General features: G+C 47.6%; 11 protein-coding genes. All 11 read right to left on the bottom strand.

Annotated elements, in window-relative coordinates; translation table 11 throughout:
* Positions 1 to 18: 18 nt before the first annotated feature.
* The 11 genes from ACLHR0_RS00550 to ACLHR0_RS00600 all read right to left on the bottom strand — a co-directional run bounded on the left by ACLHR0_RS00550 (position 19) and on the right by ACLHR0_RS00600 (position 17072).
* The gene (locus ACLHR0_RS00550) at positions 19 to 1617 is read right to left on the bottom strand and encodes an IPT/TIG domain-containing protein (RefSeq protein WP_436484237.1); all 1599 of its coding nucleotides are present in this window, start codon (positions 1615 to 1617) and stop codon (positions 19 to 21) included.
* An 18-nt stretch (positions 1618 to 1635) separates the two neighbouring features.
* Entirely contained in the window at positions 1636 to 2334 is a 699-nt protein-coding gene (locus ACLHR0_RS00555; protein WP_370912835.1) for a fasciclin domain-containing protein, read from the bottom strand.
* 18 nt (positions 2335 to 2352) lie between these two features.
* Positions 2353 to 3822, bottom strand: coding sequence for a RagB/SusD family nutrient uptake outer membrane protein (locus ACLHR0_RS00560; protein WP_429045831.1), 1470 nt, complete (start codon positions 3820 to 3822; stop codon positions 2353 to 2355).
* A gap of 21 nt (positions 3823 to 3843) precedes the next feature.
* Positions 3844 to 7086, bottom strand: a complete 3243-nt coding sequence (locus ACLHR0_RS00565) for a SusC/RagA family TonB-linked outer membrane protein (protein ID WP_436484238.1) — start codon at positions 7084 to 7086, stop codon at positions 3844 to 3846.
* 39 nt (positions 7087 to 7125) lie between these two features.
* Positions 7126 to 8169 (bottom strand): DUF5007 domain-containing protein, encoded by a 1044-nt coding sequence (locus tag ACLHR0_RS00570; RefSeq protein WP_436484239.1) that lies wholly within the window; start codon positions 8167 to 8169, stop codon positions 7126 to 7128.
* 2 nt (positions 8170 to 8171) lie between these two features.
* Complete coding sequence (locus tag ACLHR0_RS00575; RefSeq protein ID WP_436484240.1) at positions 8172 to 9314, bottom strand: carbohydrate-binding protein; 1143 nt, start codon at positions 9312 to 9314, stop codon at positions 8172 to 8174.
* A gap of 12 nt (positions 9315 to 9326) precedes the next feature.
* A complete protein-coding gene (locus ACLHR0_RS00580; RefSeq protein WP_436484241.1) occupies positions 9327 to 10811 on the bottom strand; it encodes a RagB/SusD family nutrient uptake outer membrane protein in 1485 nt (494 codons plus the stop codon).
* A gap of 17 nt (positions 10812 to 10828) precedes the next feature.
* The gene (locus tag ACLHR0_RS00585) at positions 10829 to 13828 is read right to left on the bottom strand and encodes a SusC/RagA family TonB-linked outer membrane protein (protein WP_436484242.1); all 3000 of its coding nucleotides are present in this window, start codon (positions 13826 to 13828) and stop codon (positions 10829 to 10831) included.
* A 648-nt stretch (positions 13829 to 14476) separates the two neighbouring features.
* Positions 14477 to 15439 carry a polyprenyl synthetase family protein gene (locus ACLHR0_RS00590; protein ID WP_436484243.1) on the bottom strand — a complete coding sequence of 321 codons (963 nt, stop codon included), beginning with the start codon at positions 15437 to 15439 and terminating at the stop codon, positions 14477 to 14479.
* A gap of 72 nt (positions 15440 to 15511) precedes the next feature.
* On the bottom strand, positions 15512 to 16261 hold the full coding sequence (locus tag ACLHR0_RS00595; protein WP_436484244.1) for an HvfC/BufC N-terminal domain-containing protein: 750 nt from the start codon (positions 16259 to 16261) through the stop codon (positions 15512 to 15514).
* Positions 16245 to 17072, bottom strand: a complete 828-nt coding sequence (locus tag ACLHR0_RS00600) for an HvfB family MNIO-type RiPP peptide maturase (RefSeq protein WP_436484245.1) — start codon at positions 17070 to 17072, stop codon at positions 16245 to 16247. The genes ACLHR0_RS00595 and ACLHR0_RS00600 overlap by 17 nt, the downstream gene beginning before the upstream one ends.
* Positions 17073 to 17104: the final 32 nt, after the last annotated feature.

Consider the following 17104-nt stretch of genomic DNA (forward strand, 5'->3'; position numbering starts at 1 on the left):
TACGCTGCTTTCAGGTGATCACGGGTAAGTAATCCGTACAAACCTGTTGGCATCACGGTAATCAAACTTCGTAAAGGTGCCTACTACCAGCAGCGACTTCTCTCCCACCTGCGGCAGGATCTGTGTAATACCTCCACTGTTGGCGTTCTGGTCGAGTGTTACGCCACCAATAGTGTTATAAGAAGGGTGAACCGCGCCTTTGTCGGTGAGCACAATCATATTATTGCGCACTAATCCGCTGAACTCTGTGAAGATACCGCTCACAATTACTTCTCCTCCGGGCATTACATGCGCATTGAACAGGTAACCATTGGACCCCACACCCACGTTAAACGTGGGATCTATCACCCCGTTTTCATTGATACGGGCTACATTAGCCAGTTTTAGTCCGCCGAAAGTATTGAAGCGGCCTACAATGATCAGCTTTCCATCTGGTTGACGGGTCATGTTCAGGATATTCTGATCCGGGCCGGCGCCTGCTGAAAAGGAGGGATCAATAGAACCATCGGGGTTTAACCTGGCAATGCGGTTCACGGATTGTCCGTTGTATTTGGTGAAAGTACCTGCAATCAGCATTTTTCCATCGGGCAGGAGGATAGAGCGGTTGATATAACCATTGGGCCCCTCTTTACCCATGTGCTTCGCCAGGTCGTAGTTGTAGGTGCTATCCAGGCTTCCGTCGGGCATTAAGCGAACCAATCCATTGATCTGCACCGAATCGAGATGTACGGAATCCTGACCGGCAGCACCCACGAGGTTGTAGTTAGGTTGTACATAAAACCGGAAGAAGCCGGTGAGCAGGATCTTACCATCCGCCTGCACATGCATATTGGCCACCTGTCCGGAAATACCGCCTTTCAGGGAAGACACAGTGATTTCCTTCCCGGTAGGACTGAAAATCTTATCTGCTGCCAGCGAGCCGTTGTTGTTCAGCAGGGCAATACTGTTGACGAAGTTCACCCCTTCATAGTTATTAAAAGCCCCTGCCACCAGGTATTTACGATCGGCGCCTGGAAGTGCAGCGGCTGTAGCCACAAAGGTATTGGTACCATTTTTCTTGTCCGGGCCAAAAGAGCCGTCTACTTTACCATCATGATTAATCCTCGCCACGCGGTTAAGCTTTCCTTCCTTACCGGAGTTATCGAAGTCTGTGAAATCACCGACGATTAGATATTTCCCGTCTTCCACAGGTATAATATCCGAGATACCGCCATTAGCGGCTACTTTACTGGGGAAAAGGGTATCCATCTGGAAAACACCTATTACCCGGAAGAAAGGTCCGAAGAAATACTCCTGGTCCACCTGTGCAGCCACATTACCGGTAGCTGCCTGTGCAGGCACCTTTACGCGCACGGTGGTATCTGTAAGCGCCAGGATGGGCGCACTTATACCATTAAAAAGAATGGCCAGTTTATCTTTGTTCTTCAGGAATCCTTTCCCGCTGATCAGCACCTCCTCTCCTATGTGTGCACTGGTGGGAGTGATACCGTCTTTATTGATATAGATCGCCGGCTGCACCTGTTCTTTATAAGGATCATCCCCCTTGGAGCTGATCTTATCTTTTGTACAGGCGCCTAACACTGCCAGGAGCACTATTAAATACGTATATTTTTTCATACTGAATGCATTAATGAGTTATTGATTCTGCAGTTCCTGTTCTGCTATCCTGACAAATTCTCCCGGCCGGAAACCGAAGTTGTGCCGGAAATTCAGCACATGCAGTACGCCGTTTGTCGGCTGAATGTCGGAGGTCATCACCTGCACTTTCTGGTTATTGGCAAAAGTCACCGGATCATAGGTAATATCTGTGAGCAACAGCACACGCGCGCCTACCGCTTCCACGCCATTATAGTTCTGGTAAATTAACCCGATGTTGAGAATATAGCCGCTGTTCATTACGTAGTTAATGCCCGGGTAAGCGTATACATTCACCGGATCAATACGTGCAAACTTATTAGCCGTATACTTCCCTTTGAGCATGTACATACCCAGGAATTTCTTCCATACCTTAGCGGGAATATCAGCCAGTTTCACGCTGTCTTCTACCATCCGGTAACGGTACTCGTTCAGGTCATCAATAGCATCCACAATACTTTGATCTGTTGGTGTAAAGAAGGTAACAGAATCGTTCTGCAACATTTCTTTCAATCCGGCTTTTTCCACCACATATGCCACGGTGTCAAAGAGGTCCGGGTTCTGAACCAGGTACTCATAAATAGTTCCTTTATAATGCGGATCCGCAGTACCGCTGTCGATATAATAATCTTTTTTACAGGAAGATAACAACAGGCTTGTCATCAACAGGATGCCGGCTATGGGCAATAGCTTTCGCATAGTGAATATTTTTTACAGTTATTGTATCCAGTATTGATTTCTGGTGACCAGCGGATTGTTGTTTACTGCCGATGATGATATCGGCCAGGTCCATGCGCCTTTCTCCATGAGATCCGGTGTGAGGGGATTCTCCGTCAGTATTCTGTCGCCGATCCTTCCGGTGCGGATGAGGTCATACCACAGGTGTCCTTCTCCCATCAGTTCCTTTTCCCTTTCATAGAAAATAGCCGTTTTCAGCGGTTCTCCACCGCCGCCGGCATACAGCTTGGCGCCTGCCCTGTCGCGTACCAGGTTCAGCATCTCTATCGCTTCGGCATTTCTGTTTCCCAGGTTGGCCAATGCTTCCGCCCTCAGCAGGATTACATCTGCATAGCGGAACAGGATAAAGTTGGCGTCATAATCCCTGGTAATTGGATTGGTGATCGCAGAAAATTTCAGGAACATCGGTTTCTTTTCTCCCTTGGAAGCATACGGATCATCGAACCACAGGTCTATCCGTTTGTCGGATTCACCGCGGGGATAAACCCTGTCGAGGTGCCTTACCATGGGAGTGATTTCACTGTTCCCGTTCAGTCCATCCCTGATAATGGGATCGTGCAGGGTCCACTGGCAGATAAGGAAATGGAAAGCGCCACCATAGTTAGCATCCAGCGACAGTTCAAAGATGCCTTCTTCTGAGCGGCCTTTGAAAATGGTCTGAAATGTTTCTTTGGTGTAAGGCAACAGTTTGTATTCGTTCAGCGCCATCAGTTCTTTGATCAGATCGGCGGTTTGTGTCCAGTATTTCTGCTGATTGGCGGGGTCAAAACCGGCGCTCCACATATTGATATGCGCCATCAGTGCCAGCGCAGCGCCTTTGGTGCCGCGTACCGCCCTGTTGGTAGGATCGTCGTAGGAAATTACCATATCGTCTTTACATCCTTCGAGGTCTTTCAGACAGAAGTCCAATACCGTCAGCATTTTCTCGCGCGGCCTCAGCGTAATATCATACGGGTCTGTTTGCAGGGGCACATCTCCGTATAGCCGTGACATATAGAAGTAGATGAACGCGCGTACAAAGCGGGCTTCTGCCACCAGGGCTTTTTTCTCCCTTGAGCTGAAAGCCGGATCTTCAATACCTGGTATCCTGTCGATACAAAGATTGGCGGTAGCAATCGCCTGGTAAAACAATCCCCAGTCCGGGATATCTTCTATGCCGTCGCCACCGGCCTGCAGCAGGCGGTTGGCAGCGAGGTTGCGGAAACCGTTCTTATCAAACCAGTTCCAGTTGCCGGCCCTGAAATCGCCTACATTATATATAACGCCGTTGGTAAATTTTTGCAGCAGCTTTGAATATATACCACTAACCGCCTTCTGTGCATCGCCTCTTGTTTTCCAGAAATCCTTTCCTGAAAGGGTATCCAGTGGCTTTACTTCCAGAAATTTCTTACAGGAGCCCACACCCAGCAAAAGGCAGAAAAGCATTCCTATTTTAAACCAATGTTTCATCTGAAAATAATTTAAGTGTCATTAAAATTGAGCGCCAATACCAAATGTCAAACTGGTGGCATTTGGATACCCGTTGATATCGTCCCTTCCGAGTGAGGTAACGGTTTCAGGATTAGGCCCGGTATACTTTGAGAAGATGCCTACGTTGTATGCAGTGAGATAAGCACGCAATACCCGCAGCTTTAGCCGCTTCATAAAATCAAAGTCACGGAACTGGTAAGCCAGTGTGATCTGGTTGATTTTGAAGTAGGAACCATCTTCCATATACAAGCTCTGATCCAGCCTGTTGGGCGCTACCTGTGCATCGTGATCAAAAGAACCTACGATGGCAGGATGCGATGCTTTGTCGCCCGGATTTTTCCAGTAGTCAATCTGATTGATATCATACAGGTTGATAGGACCGGCGGCGGTACCGTCGTTCTTACTCAACAGGTTGGGATACTGCAGGCGGTAGATCCTCGCAGCGATAGCGTTATTCAGGATGCTGCGGTCTGCCAGGAAAGTACAGTTGATATTGAGCGACAGGTTCCGGTAGCTCAACGTATTGTTCAAACCACCGGTGAACATTGGTTCCGGGTTACCCATGATCATGTAGTCGGCACCATCCAATGCGTAGTCGCCGTTCAGATCCCTCCAGATGGGATCTCCTGCCTGGAAGTACTGGGTACCGGGACCTTTAAACGCTTTGTAACGTACGCCCCTGATGGGATCTACCGGTACATCTGAAGTATTGCTGTATACACCGTCTGTCTGGTACATATAATTGCTCTGCGGATTTCTTCCTACTTTCAATGCAATGCTCTGGTAAGTGTTCTGATCCACTGCTATAAAGAGCTGCGAACCTCCGGGTAATTCCGTGAGCACGCCTTTGTTGTACGCACCGTTTATGGAGAAGATCCACTGGAAACCTTTGGGATCGCGGTTCATAATAGGCCGCGTGGTGATGGACAGCTCATGGCCGTAGTTCACAATAGCGCCGCCGTTGACCTGCATTTTACCGTACCCCGTGGAATTAGGCAACGGGATATCGCGCACCAGGTTGTAATTGTTCTTGTAATAAGTATCGTAGATAACTTCTACACGACCTTTAAACAGGCCCAGGTCAACCCCGAAGTTAAATTGGGAAGACTTCTCCGGTTCCATGTAAGGGTTGGCGAGCACGCCGTAGTTAGGATTGATGGAAACCGCGTTGTTGTAGTTTTTCACACTTTCATATGCACCCAGTGAATTGAGGATAGTAGCGGTAGGGCGGCTGTTAACGCCATAGGTTACACGCACCGATCCATAATCCAGCCAGTTCCAGCGCCGCATCAGGTTTTCTTTATTAAAGTTCCAGCGTACACCCACAGATGGATTTTTCGTATAGGGGTTATTGATACCTGCAGAAGAGTTTCCATCCAACCGGTAGGCCAGGTCCAATACATACTTCGTACGGTAGTTATAGGAGAAGAACCCTGCCCACGATGCAGCATGATATACATAAGATACCGGCGTACCGTTTACATTTATTTCGTTGGCATTATTCCAGGGGTTACCGGGATAGAACCGCGGAGAATAACCACGGGGTCCCCAGTAGTAATCGTTCGGACCATTGCGTATATCTTTCACATGCTGGTCATCTGATTTGATGTTCACTTCGCTGAATACGCTGGCATATATGTTATGGCTTTTTTCCAGGTCGGCAGGCCTGCTGCTGTAGCTGTAGTTCACGCCATTCCTGGTATTAAGCTCATCGTGCCGGCCTACGAAACCATATAAACCGGTTTGGTTGTTATTGGAAAACGATTGATTAAACCGGTCCCTGGTATCGGTGTAGTAGTCATAAGAAGTAGTGGAGTTGATACGCAGCCCGTTGATAATTTCATAGTCCACATCCACGAAACCACGGATATTGAGGGTGTTGTTATCATCTATATTATTTTCATATCCACTCAGCTGGGGGTTGCCAACAAAGGTAGAAGGGCCGGGCATCAGGGAAGAGGTAAAGGAATTTCCTGCACCATTGTTAGTCAATCCGCCGCCATTACCACGTTGCTTTTGACCCAGCGCACTGAACAACTGTGCACCGATACGCAGCTTCTTGCTTGGTTGCATATTCAGTTGCATGTTCAGGCTATACTTATTAAAACCGGTATTTTTCAATACGCCCTGGTTCATCTGGTAAGCAAAGTTGGCCTTGTAGTTCATTTTCAGGTTACCTCCGCTGATCTGTACATTATTATTGGTATTTAAAGTGGTTTGGTAAAATAACCCCTGCCAGTCGGTTGAATTATTATAGAAAGCATTCAGGCTGTCTGTCAGGAACTGGGAATTGGGATCGCTCAGTATGCTGCGTGCGTCCTGCAAATCCCTCGCATTTTTCATGATGGAGTTGATACGATACCGGCGCTCGGCATTACCACCAATAGTAGGGCGCAAATTCGGCGGCAGGTTCACAAACAAACTGCTGTTGATGTCGATGATCGGTGTAGGTGAATTACCACGTTTGGTGGTTACCACAATTACGCCGTTGGCGCCACGCGAACCATACAAAGCAGTAGCCTGCGCATCTTTCATTACCACGATGGACTCTACGTCTTCCGGCGGAATTAAGGCGAGCGGACCTGTTGCGGCGCCTGGTTGCAACATCGACTGGGAAATACCGCCGTCGAAATCTACCGGAACGTTATCAATTACCAGCAATGGGTTGTTACTGGTAAGATAGGCATTATCACCGCTGCCACTTACATCCAGCTGGGAAACCCCTCTAACGGACATGGTACCACGAAAACCCGGCGCACCGGAATTGTTCTGGATATTGAGGCCCGCAATCTTTCCCTGCAGGAGTTCCTGGATATTGGATACCGGCACATCCTGCAGCGCCTTTCCGTCGATCACGCCTGCCGACCCGGATGATGTTTCCTTGGTACGCTTCTGGTAACCTATGATCACCGTTTCTTTCAGCGACTTATTCTCCGGGCTCAGGGTAATGTTAAGCGTCGTTACACTTCCCGTTTTAACCGTTTCCAGCCGATAGCCGATGTACCGGAACTGGATGGTTTTATCGGGTTCCACTGAAATGGTAAAACGACCGGTGGGGTCTGTAACACCAAGACCTTTATTATTTTTTACATCAATGATGGTTACGCCCGGGATTCCCTCTTTGGAACCGGCATCCGTCACCCTACCCTTAATGGTAACAGCCTGTTGGGCATATACCCTGTTGCCTGCTCCTGTAAGTAACAGGAGAAGAACAACCAACGTATGTATGTACCGTTTTTTCATGGCACTAATATTTTAATGATTCAGAATACAGTTACCGGTTTAATCGTTGGTAAACTTGGGATTTACTTTAAACTTAAAGATCACGTCCCAGCTGCCTGGTTCAAATACGGCAAAGCCGTAGCCGATACCTGCCTGCCGGCGCACACCATAGGAAATGCGCTCATAGATGAACATGACGCTGGCTTTTTCATTAATCCCCACGTCCGCCAGTACCGGGTAAGGGCTGGTTACATCCCAGGTAACAGTGGCACTGTCTGATGAAAACTTGCGGTTAAAGCCAAAATTCACGGTCGTACCAACGGTGTTGCTGTAATATCTCAGGCTGTCCCATTTGGTAACATTAAACTTCGACATTTTAATTGGTAAGGAATCCTGATCATAAAATTTAAATGTCAGTGTATTCTTAGCAGTACCTGTTTTAACGAAATACACATTTACCTGCTCGCTGTTAATCTCATTGTTCTGCATATCTTGCACGCCTATTACGGTAGGATGATTGTAAAGAAGATTATCGGTATTAGGCACTTTCTTTTGCAGGCCGGTGATGTCATCAAACTCGTAAGGCTCATATGGTCGCGGGCGGCGGAGGTCCAGCTTTCTTTTCTGGAAAGTTTTCTGCCCACCTTTGTTCTTCACCAGGATATCAAAAGTATAAATGCCCTGTTTTATTTTGGAGGTATCGGTGGACCAGAAAACAAGATCGCCTGAAGTAGAGCGCATGTCAAGGACCGGCCTTTTCACCTGGATACGTTTGGCTTCAATTTCCGCTACGGTTTTTTCCGTACCGCTATAATACTCTTTCCACTGCCAGGTATTCACCTGCTCCAGCAATTCCGGCGCAGGCGTGCCATCGGGCCGTGCGATGTTCTGCATTTCAAAAGTGAGTGGCTGCGTTGAATTGTCTGCATTAAATTTTCCGTAGAACACATTGGTACGTCCAAAATTGGCCTGGTACGTATCGCCGTCAAAGTTGGCGTTATTACTGAAATGCTCTTTCTCATCCGGCAACAACTGCTTGTAGCAGCCTGTTACCGTAATCGCCAGTGTGCCGGCTATTAATAAAGTATATACTTGCCTTTTCATTGCTATGGGTTTATTTTGGTGAAGATGAGACGGTGCAGGTTCAGGTTGGCTTTCTTGATCATCACTTTCATCAGGTGTTTTCCTGCGGGCAGATCTGCCGTTCCGAATGCGCCCTGCCAGGTTTGCCAGCCGCCGGTACCCTGTATCGGGATGTCTTCACATACCCTTACTTCATCTATCAAAAGATAAATAAGACCACCGCCATTCCCGGCTATCCTCAGTTCTACTTTATATTTTCCTGCTTCTTTAATATCAACGGTATATCGTACCCAGTCGCCGTCGCTGGTCCAGCCGATATTATAGTTACCACCGGGACTTGTAGCGCCATCGCCCTGCGAGCAGTTTTCTGTGCCCGGATCATCGGGACGATAAGTATGCCCGCCATTGGGATTACGATAATTGTAAGCCACTCCCTTGGGGCCTTCGTCATAATCCGCTGCATTCACAATACCCGGTATTTCAATCGGGTAGCCGAGGTATGGCCCCTGCGCCGGCTCCAGTGACCTGGGATAGGCTTTTCCAACAAAGGATGTAAATCCGAATACATGCCGGGTTTCTAAAATGTGCATCAATCCGTTGGTAGATTTGATGTCCACGTTTTGCGTAAGCGCAACGGACCAGTCTTTTGTAAACCTGGAATCATTTTTATCGCTGTACTGCAACACCGCGGTGCCTGCGCCCACTGCGCCGGAAGCATTGGTGCTGGCGGTTTTACCATTCATTTCATGACCGTACAAAGATTCGAGGTCACTGCCATCCGCATATCTCAGCGAATCGGCGGTTACCAGTCCACGCACGATATAGCGTCGCAAAAGACTATCCCATACCGTCAGCGGAATACTATCCAGTGTCCAGTTGCCTTTATCACCGAGGCGTTCCCGGGAAAAATTCACGTTCCTGATGGCTGTGGAAATACTGTTGTCCTGCGGAACAAAAAAAGTGACCTGTTGATTTTTAAGTGTATCCGTAAGCTTTACGCGGTCTATCAGTAATAGCAGGGTGTCATATAATCCTCCCTGTTGCTTGAGAAAATCATAAGTACTTACCTTCACTTCCGATACGGGCTTTGCATTCCGGTAGTCCTGCATTCCTTTTTCGCATGCAAAACAAGCCGTTACAGCCAGTAGTATTAAATATTTTTTCATGGCAGTGATTTATTATTTCCAGAAAGAATTTTGAACCAGCGCGCCATTGTTGGCCAGCGCTTCCTGCGATAGTGGCCACAAAGCGGCGCCCCTGTCTACGTCAGCCTGTGTAAGCCTGGTATACTGCGGGATCTTTTTGAAATGTATGAGGTCGTACCAGTACCATCCTTCTCCTATCAACTCTCTTCTGCGTTCCAGCAAAATAGCATCCAGCAGCTCCTGGCCGGCAGTAGCTACGTTTACATTTTTGAGTGCGCGGGAGTTACGGATCTGGTTCAGGTCTTTTTGTGCTTCCGCGGTTTGTCCTAACCGGGCTTTAGCTTCTGCGCGCAGCAGGTACAATTCCTCATAACGGAATACGATTATACAAGACGAATACATTTTCAGTACGGGATCTTTCACCGCGCCGTTGATTTGTTTCATCTTGTAAAAGATGGGATAAGCTTCTTCCATTTTTGTAAAGAAATAGGTAGGGCGTTGTTCCCTCGATTCGCTATAGATCTTTAGCACACTGTCTTTCGGCACATAAATCTCAGATTCTCTTTTTGGAATATAGGGTTCACGGAGGGTCCAGTCTTCCAACTGACCGGTAGACGATATTTCCGCGTGGTCAAAGTTCATATCTATCTGGAAAATGTTGGCCCCGATACGTCCGCGGAATGCGCCATCCAGCCTGGTAAGATCGTTCAGGCTCACAAAACCGTAACCGGTGTTCGACTGGTTGTTGATGACGGTGTTGGCATACTCGAGCGACTTATCGTATTCGCCTTTCCAGTTATAGATATGTGCGAGCAATGTATAGGCCATTCCTTTGGTGATAGTGATGGAAATGTGATGTGATTCACCCTGACCACGGTAATCGCCTTGTTGTTCCGGCGACTTGCCATTGTACTTCCAGGGTAAACCATCAATACAGGATTTTGCTTCCGCGGCTGCATAATCCAGTACTTTATCCCATTTTTCACGGGAGATCGTTTTTGCGACCCCATCTGACGGAGCAATTACCAGTGGTACATCTCCCCAGATCCTTACAATATAATAGTAGAGAAATGCGCGGATGTAAATCGCCTGTGCGCGGTCCAGCTTCATATCGTTTTGCGAGTAACGATAATCGGTAGCGGTTACCTGTGGTAATTTTTCTATCGTAAGATTGCATTGTGCTATAGCCGTATAAAATCTTCGCCAGTCGCGCCATTCCTCCATAGTAGAATAACTGGCGTTCAGGTTACTTTCCACTACTGCGCGCAGATCGCCGCGCTTGGTCGACTGAAAGTCGCCACCACGCAAATCTCCGTACACCCAGTGTGCATTTTCGTTTGACATGGCAGCGCGCATTAAAGCATAGCAGGCAGATAATCCTGCGCGTGCATCATTTTTAGTCTGCCACATATTTTCTTCTGTCAGGGCGCGATGTGAAGGCACATCCAGCATTTTCTTGCAGGACTGCATCCCGCCAGCCAGTAATAGTATCACCCCAACAACAGCGATATTTCTCATGATCTTGTTTTTTAACATCAGAATTGAAAATTAAAGCCCAGTGTAAACGTGCGCGGAGCCGCCCAGTTATAATATCCTTCGTCATATCCGAAATAGCTTACGGCTTCCGGATCGCCGCCCTTGTACTTTGTCCAGGTAAGCAGGTTGTTACCGGTGGCATAAATACGCAGGTGCTCAACACCCGAACGTTTCATCCAGTCTGTTTGCATATTGTAGGCCACCGTTAATGCGCGGAGCTTTACAAAAGAGGCGTCTTCGAGGAACAGGGTCTGGTTGGGCTGGTAGGCATATACTGCGCTCCAGGGATTGTATTGCGGTATTTTGCTGTAGTCGCCTTCTACTTTCGACCACCAGCTGATTTCCTTTATCGCCTTTGGATCATCAATGGCTTCCCTGTTGGCAAAGTCAAAACGATCGGCCAATGCCTGGTTAATCACTTTACGGCCAAAAGAATAGTTCAGCAGGATGTTCACGTCCCACGCGCCATAATGGAAGGTGTTGGTAAAACCTCCGGTAGCAGCGGGTGACAGGCGGCCTTTCATTACACGGTCCGCATCATTGATATTAAAATCGCCGGTTAAATCTGTCCATTTAGGATCTCCTTTTTTCAAGGTTACACCCTGGTAAGTCATCTTCCTGCCTGTTTTTGGATTCACAGGCACCTCATCATCGGAGTTGTAAATACCTTCGTTGAGCAGCAGCCAGTAACGGTCCACCGGTTTTCCTACGAGGAAACGGCGGTTATTGATCACCAGGTCGGTAATCCCGTCGGGCAAAGCCATCAGCTTATTCTGGTTTGTATAGATATTGATACCGGTGGTCCACTGGAATTTCTTTCCTTTCACTAAGTCTGCATCGATAGACAACTCATAGCCGTAGTTCCGGATGTCCATGCCATTTTTTACGATACCGGTATATCCTTCTTCTTCCAATGTAGGCACCTTCAGTACCAGGTTACGATCTGTTTTGGCGTATACATCCAGCGAGGCGCGTAACCGGTCGTGAAAAAGACCGATATCAATGCCGCCATTCAGTTGCTCTACTACCGGCCACGAAGTACCCGGCACTACATAGCCGGTGGTGTAGCCGGCGTTAATAACAGGGAAACCGTTGTAGGTAGACATGTTAGGCACCCCATTCCAACCTGCGTCTACGTTATATACCGGTCCGCCGGTATACATTTCATCCATCAGCAAACGGCCTACACGGCCCCAGCTGGCGCGGACATTCAGGTTGCTCAGCCAGGAAGATTCTTTCAGGAAATCTTCCTTATGCACTTTCCAGGAAGCAGATAAAGTAGGCGATATCAGCCAGCGGTTATCTGCATCGAGGTAGGAGCTGCCATCTCTTCTCACATACAGGGAAACAAAATATTTTTCATTGAAGTTATATCCGACATTGGTGTAGAAAGATGCCAGCCGCGACTGCGTAAAATCTTTAGTGTTAAACATCAGGCGGAAGTTGCCGAAGCGGCCTTCTTTCTGCTGATCTGTACCCGGCTGATAGATCTTCACATAATCGCTGGAACCTTTGTAGGCGCGGCCGTAATCATAGCGCCATTTGTCCCATTGGCCATACTGACCAAGTGTTATTTCAAGATGATGTTTTCCCGGGAAAGTTTTTTCAAACTGAAGGGAATTGTCCAGGATCATCCGCCTGTTCAGTCCATCATAATTGGATACATAACTGTTGCCTTCGCCGAGTGCCGTAGGTACAAAGAAGTCGCGGAAATTTTGCCCGTAGTCAATAGCAAAACGGGTGTTCCAGGTGAAGTGCGATAAGAAGCTATACTTCGCATTGGCAATGATACGGGCAGAATTATTCTTGTTCCGGTTAATGGTATTTTCCAGCGCCGTATAATACTGTTGGAGATAGGCTTTGTTGGGAGATAAAGGTGCATCGTAGTTAAAGAGATAGTCTTCGTCCCCGGCGCGGTCGCGGATAAACTCATTCCGTTTCCGGTTTTGGTTAGCTACAGAAATATCTGTTGTAAAAATCAGGTTCCTTACGGGCTGGATGTTGATCCCGAAGTTTACATCGTAGCGTTTGATGCCTGTTTTGTCATATACGCCCTGCTGCGAGGATTGCCCGATGCTGAAACGGAAGTTGGCATATGGCGTTCCGCCGCTTACGGCAGCCTGGATACCTTCCGTGAATGCGTTTCTCAAAAAAAGATCATCCCAGTTGGCCGGGCCATAGTAGCGGGCCTGGGAAGAATCTGCCAGGTAGCGGGGAAAGTTACGCCACTGTGTTTCATCAGCATATTTCTGGTAGAAGGGCAGGCGAAAATCACTTTCGTATCTGCCATTCACTGCATCTACCGCAGGTTTTAATGATACACCGGCGTAAGCATTTACCGACACCCGCATCTGTCCCACGCGGGGCGCTTTGGTAGTGATGTTGATAATCCCGTTGGCAGCATTGGGACCGTATTTTGCGCTGGCAGCAAAATCTTTCAGCACTTCGATACTCTCAATATCATTGATATCGAGGAAGCCAAGCAGGTTGGTTTCCGTTCCCATCCTGTTAAAATCGAACCGCTGAATGTCATAGGCGAAAGCATGCTCCATGATCAAGGGCACACCGTCGACCACATAAGTGGGTTGCGCATAAAACAAATCGCGGTTGCCCAGGAGCAGGGAAGAGGTCCCTCTTACAAATACGCTGTTGCGTTTTCCGGGTTCTGCTGAAGGAATTCGTACATCCACTCCCGTTACCCTTCCTATCAGCATCTGGTCGATACTGGTGTAGGGAAGTTTTTTAACCTCGCCAATGTCTACTGAAGAAATAGCCCCACTGGCACTACGTTTCAGGAAGAGTTCATTGTTGGGAAAATATCCCAGTGTGTCCCGCCTGGTAGATGTCACTTTGGAAAAGGCAAGTGAATCTGCATTCACACCGGAGGTATCTTTGTTATTTTTGAACAACACATTCTGTGCTTCCGATGATGTACTCACCAGGCACATTGCTGCAAAAAAATAAATACCTCTGTGCAGGAAAAAGTAAAAGTATTTCATACATGCAATATTTAGGAATGAGAATCCCAGGGCGTAAAAGAAGCTTTACACCAGATTAACTATTTTTTGACATGAACGGGCATAGGTTGCCCTGTTCCCTTTAGGGGAATGTCTGTGATTTAGAGATCAGCGTTCGCCATGGCTACTACAGCACAATATCTGCCATGCAAAATGCCTCGTCAGCATAAGCAGGATGCGAAAATAATGTCGACTGTGGAAACATAACGCCCGTGGGTAGTTAGGGACAGCGGGTGACCCTATCAGGATGTAATGAACGTTGAGTCATGGAAACAAGATTAATTAACGTGAAATTTTCAATCGGTCTGTAATTCTGGTTTTCAGTAATGGCAGTACTAATGCACAGTGGGGAAACTACAGCAAACACAGGGTCTTACTGGTCATCAGTACTATCAATGCTCTTTAAATTCTGGTTGTTTTTTTAACGCTACTGTACCAAATGTAATTAGCTAAAAGGATTTTTCATAGTTTTTTGTGAATTATTTTTTAAAATTTAATCCGGGAGGTAACACCGCCTTCATCTTCGTGAGCCTTTTTTCAAATTCTTCATTCACAATGACCGGGGTAGTCTTCACAGGTGTTAATAATGCAGGACTTTATCGTTATCATACATCCCCATGCGGGTCCAGATCAATATGCCCTGTCGGTGGTATAGCGCACCAATTCCTCCAATGCGGCCCGCGTGGGTGAGGGCGGAAAAGTAAAGAGTATCCGGAATGCTTCATCGCGGTATTCCATCATTTTTTGGGTGGCGTAATCAAGTCCACCCGACTGGTTCACCGTTTCCACTACAAAGTTTACTTTATCCTTGTCGGTATGCTGGTGCTTTACTATATGAAGGATCTTTTTCCGCAACGCAGGGCCGGCATGCTGAACGGCATAAATAAGGGGAAGGGTTACTTTCTTTTCTTTGATATCATTACCGGTAGGTTTGCCGATGTCGGTATTTCCATAATCAAACAGGTCGTCTTTCAGTTGAAAGGCCATGCCTACTTTTTGTCCGAAGTTGTGCAACAGCTGGATAGTTTCCGGGTTATCGCAGGCGGATGTGGCGCCGGCAGCGCAGGCAGCGGCCAGGAAGGAGGCAGTTTTAGCATTGATGAGATCATAATAGTCCTTTTCCTCAAAGCTGAGTTTATTGGCTTTCGTCATCTGGAGCAATTCTCCTTCTATCATTTGCTGAATAGCGGCGGCGTAGATTTTAAGCAGGCCGGGGTCGTTGTTATCGAGGGCCAGCAGTACACCTTTGGTAAAGAGCTGGTCGCCCACCATTACGGATACACGATTTTTCCAGAGGGCGTTTACAGAAAATGCGCTGCGGCGTTTCATAGCGTCATCCACCATGTCGTCGTGCACAAGGGAAGCGGTGTGCAGCATCTCCACCAGGAGCGCGGCGCGGTAGCTGGCATCATTGATGGCGCCACACAACCGGGCGCACAGCAACACAAACATCGGACGCATCTGCTTCCCCTTGTGGGCAGCAATATCCGCCATGATTCTGTTCAGCAACAGTACATCACTTCGCATGGCATCATGAAAAATTTCCTCAAACCGCTGTAGTTCGCTACCAATCGTTTCCCGGGCTAATTGCATATGATCATCACTATGAACGGGGCCGAAATTACGACTTCTGTGGGAAAGTATGACCTGGGACCTGACCTTTCTTTATTGCCGGAAGCCCAGCACAAAATGTAATTGCTGCATGTGTTTTAAAAAAGCCAGCGTATCCTGCTCCAGTGTACCCGTGTCCGTTATATTCAGCTGCGGCGCGTATTCCAGTATATCCTTTACCGTGATGCCGAGTGTTAACTGCTCAGTAAGGAAGGCCAGCCAGGGCGACAGGTCCGTGAACTCTACATGCCCTGTTTCCGGGTGACGGAACAGCAGCACAAAATAAACGCCTTTATTTTTCAGCAGTTCTTTCGGCTTCGCTACCAGGTGAACGGGGTAGTTAAAAGATAACAGCCGGTGCTCAGGATTGAGTACCAGCGGGGCATCCAGCCAGTTGCCGGAAAGGGAATACGCAGGTGCAGGTATATCTTCCATGTTATACACCTCCATTTCGGCCCACTCAAAAGCGAGGAGGTCGTTGAGGAAGGGAATACCATAAGCATCTTCCCAGTTATGCTCTACCGCGTAAGTATAAAACTCCAGGGGGAGTTTCCATACCTGGTACGACTGACATGCATGCCTTGAAAAAAATTCCTTCACCATTTTATTCCACCTGGTGGTGGGAATATGTTTAAATGCAATGGGGAATGCATGCTCCATAGTATCCTGGATCATGTTAAATACCAGCTGGCGATAGTGTTTCAGCCGGTGCGGCGCTACGCCGGGCAGCTTCACTTTTTCACCGGTTCTGCAATAGGTGGAAAAAGTTTGCTGGATATGATAAGTGTCAGGCAACAAGCTCATCTTTCCGTTTCCATTGTTTGTGACAAATATTTTTCAACCTGGTTAACTCCCCCTGCAGTTCCGCCATTTCCGGGATATTAAAATCCCTTTCCAGTAAAACCGGTACGGGTTGCAGGTGCTGAATGGTCCATTCAAAAAGGTCGTACACCGGGTCTATAATTGGTTCCCCGTGCGTGTCAATGATCAGATCAGGAGCTACCTGTTCATGACCTGCCATATGTATGTAAGCAACTTTACTAAGGGGCAATTGTCGTATAAATGCTTTGGCATCATACTGGTGGTTGAAAGCATTTACATAAATGTTGTTCACATCCAGGAGCAGCTGGCAGCCGGATTGTTTTACCACTTCATTAATAAAATCCACTTCACTCATTTCTGCGGCTACCGGTGTGTAATAAGATACAATTTCCATTACCAGCGGGCGTTGCAAATAATCCTGCACCTGCTGTATACGGCTGGCAATATGCTTTACCGCATCCATCCGGAAGGGAATGGGCAACAGGTCGTACATATGCGCGTTATCACACTTGGAATAGCTGAGATGCTCTGAGTAGATCTGTACGTTGTATTCCCGGAGAAATGCTTTTATGTACCGGAGAAACGATTTATCCAGCGCTTCGGGGCTGCCGATAGAAAGGGAAAGCCCATGACAAAGCACAGGGTATTTTTCTACCACGCGGTGCAATACCTTCTTCCAGTATCCGCCAATGTTCATCCAGTTTTCAGGGGCAAACTCAATAAAGTCGGGGCGGATATGTTCACCGCTGATCATCTCTTCCGCAAATTCCCTGCGAAAACCTATACCTACCATGGTCGTACATTTTAGGAGGTTAAAATACGAGT

This window comes from Chitinophaga sp. ARDCPP14 (assembly GCF_051362515.1).
Lineage (GTDB): Bacteria > Bacteroidota > Bacteroidia > Chitinophagales > Chitinophagaceae > Chitinophaga.

Coding starts and splice junctions, on each gene's coding strand:
- ACLHR0_RS00570 (WP_436484239.1), bottom strand. CDS start 8,169: ATGAAAAGGCAAGTATATACTTTATTAATAGCCGGCACACTGGCGATT.
- ACLHR0_RS00575 (WP_436484240.1), bottom strand. CDS start 9,314: ATGAAAAAATATTTAATACTACTGGCTGTAACGGCTTGTTTTGCATGC.
- ACLHR0_RS00590 (WP_436484243.1), bottom strand. CDS start 15,439: ATGCAATTAGCCCGGGAAACGATTGGTAGCGAACTACAGCGGTTTGAG.
- ACLHR0_RS00565 (WP_436484238.1), bottom strand. CDS start 7,086: ATGAAAAAACGGTACATACATACGTTGGTTGTTCTTCTCCTGTTACTT.
- ACLHR0_RS00550 (WP_436484237.1), bottom strand. CDS start 1,617: ATGAAAAAATATACGTATTTAATAGTGCTCCTGGCAGTGTTAGGCGCC.
- ACLHR0_RS00560 (WP_429045831.1), bottom strand. CDS start 3,822: ATGAAACATTGGTTTAAAATAGGAATGCTTTTCTGCCTTTTGCTGGGT.
- ACLHR0_RS00580 (WP_436484241.1), bottom strand. CDS start 10,811: ATGAGAAATATCGCTGTTGTTGGGGTGATACTATTACTGGCTGGCGGG.
- ACLHR0_RS00600 (WP_436484245.1), bottom strand. CDS start 17,072: ATGGTAGGTATAGGTTTTCGCAGGGAATTTGCGGAAGAGATGATCAGC.
- ACLHR0_RS00555 (WP_370912835.1), bottom strand. CDS start 2,334: ATGCGAAAGCTATTGCCCATAGCCGGCATCCTGTTGATGACAAGCCTG.
- ACLHR0_RS00585 (WP_436484242.1), bottom strand. CDS start 13,828: ATGAAATACTTTTACTTTTTCCTGCACAGAGGTATTTATTTTTTTGCA.
- ACLHR0_RS00595 (WP_436484244.1), bottom strand. CDS start 16,261: ATGAGCTTGTTGCCTGACACTTATCATATCCAGCAAACTTTTTCCACC.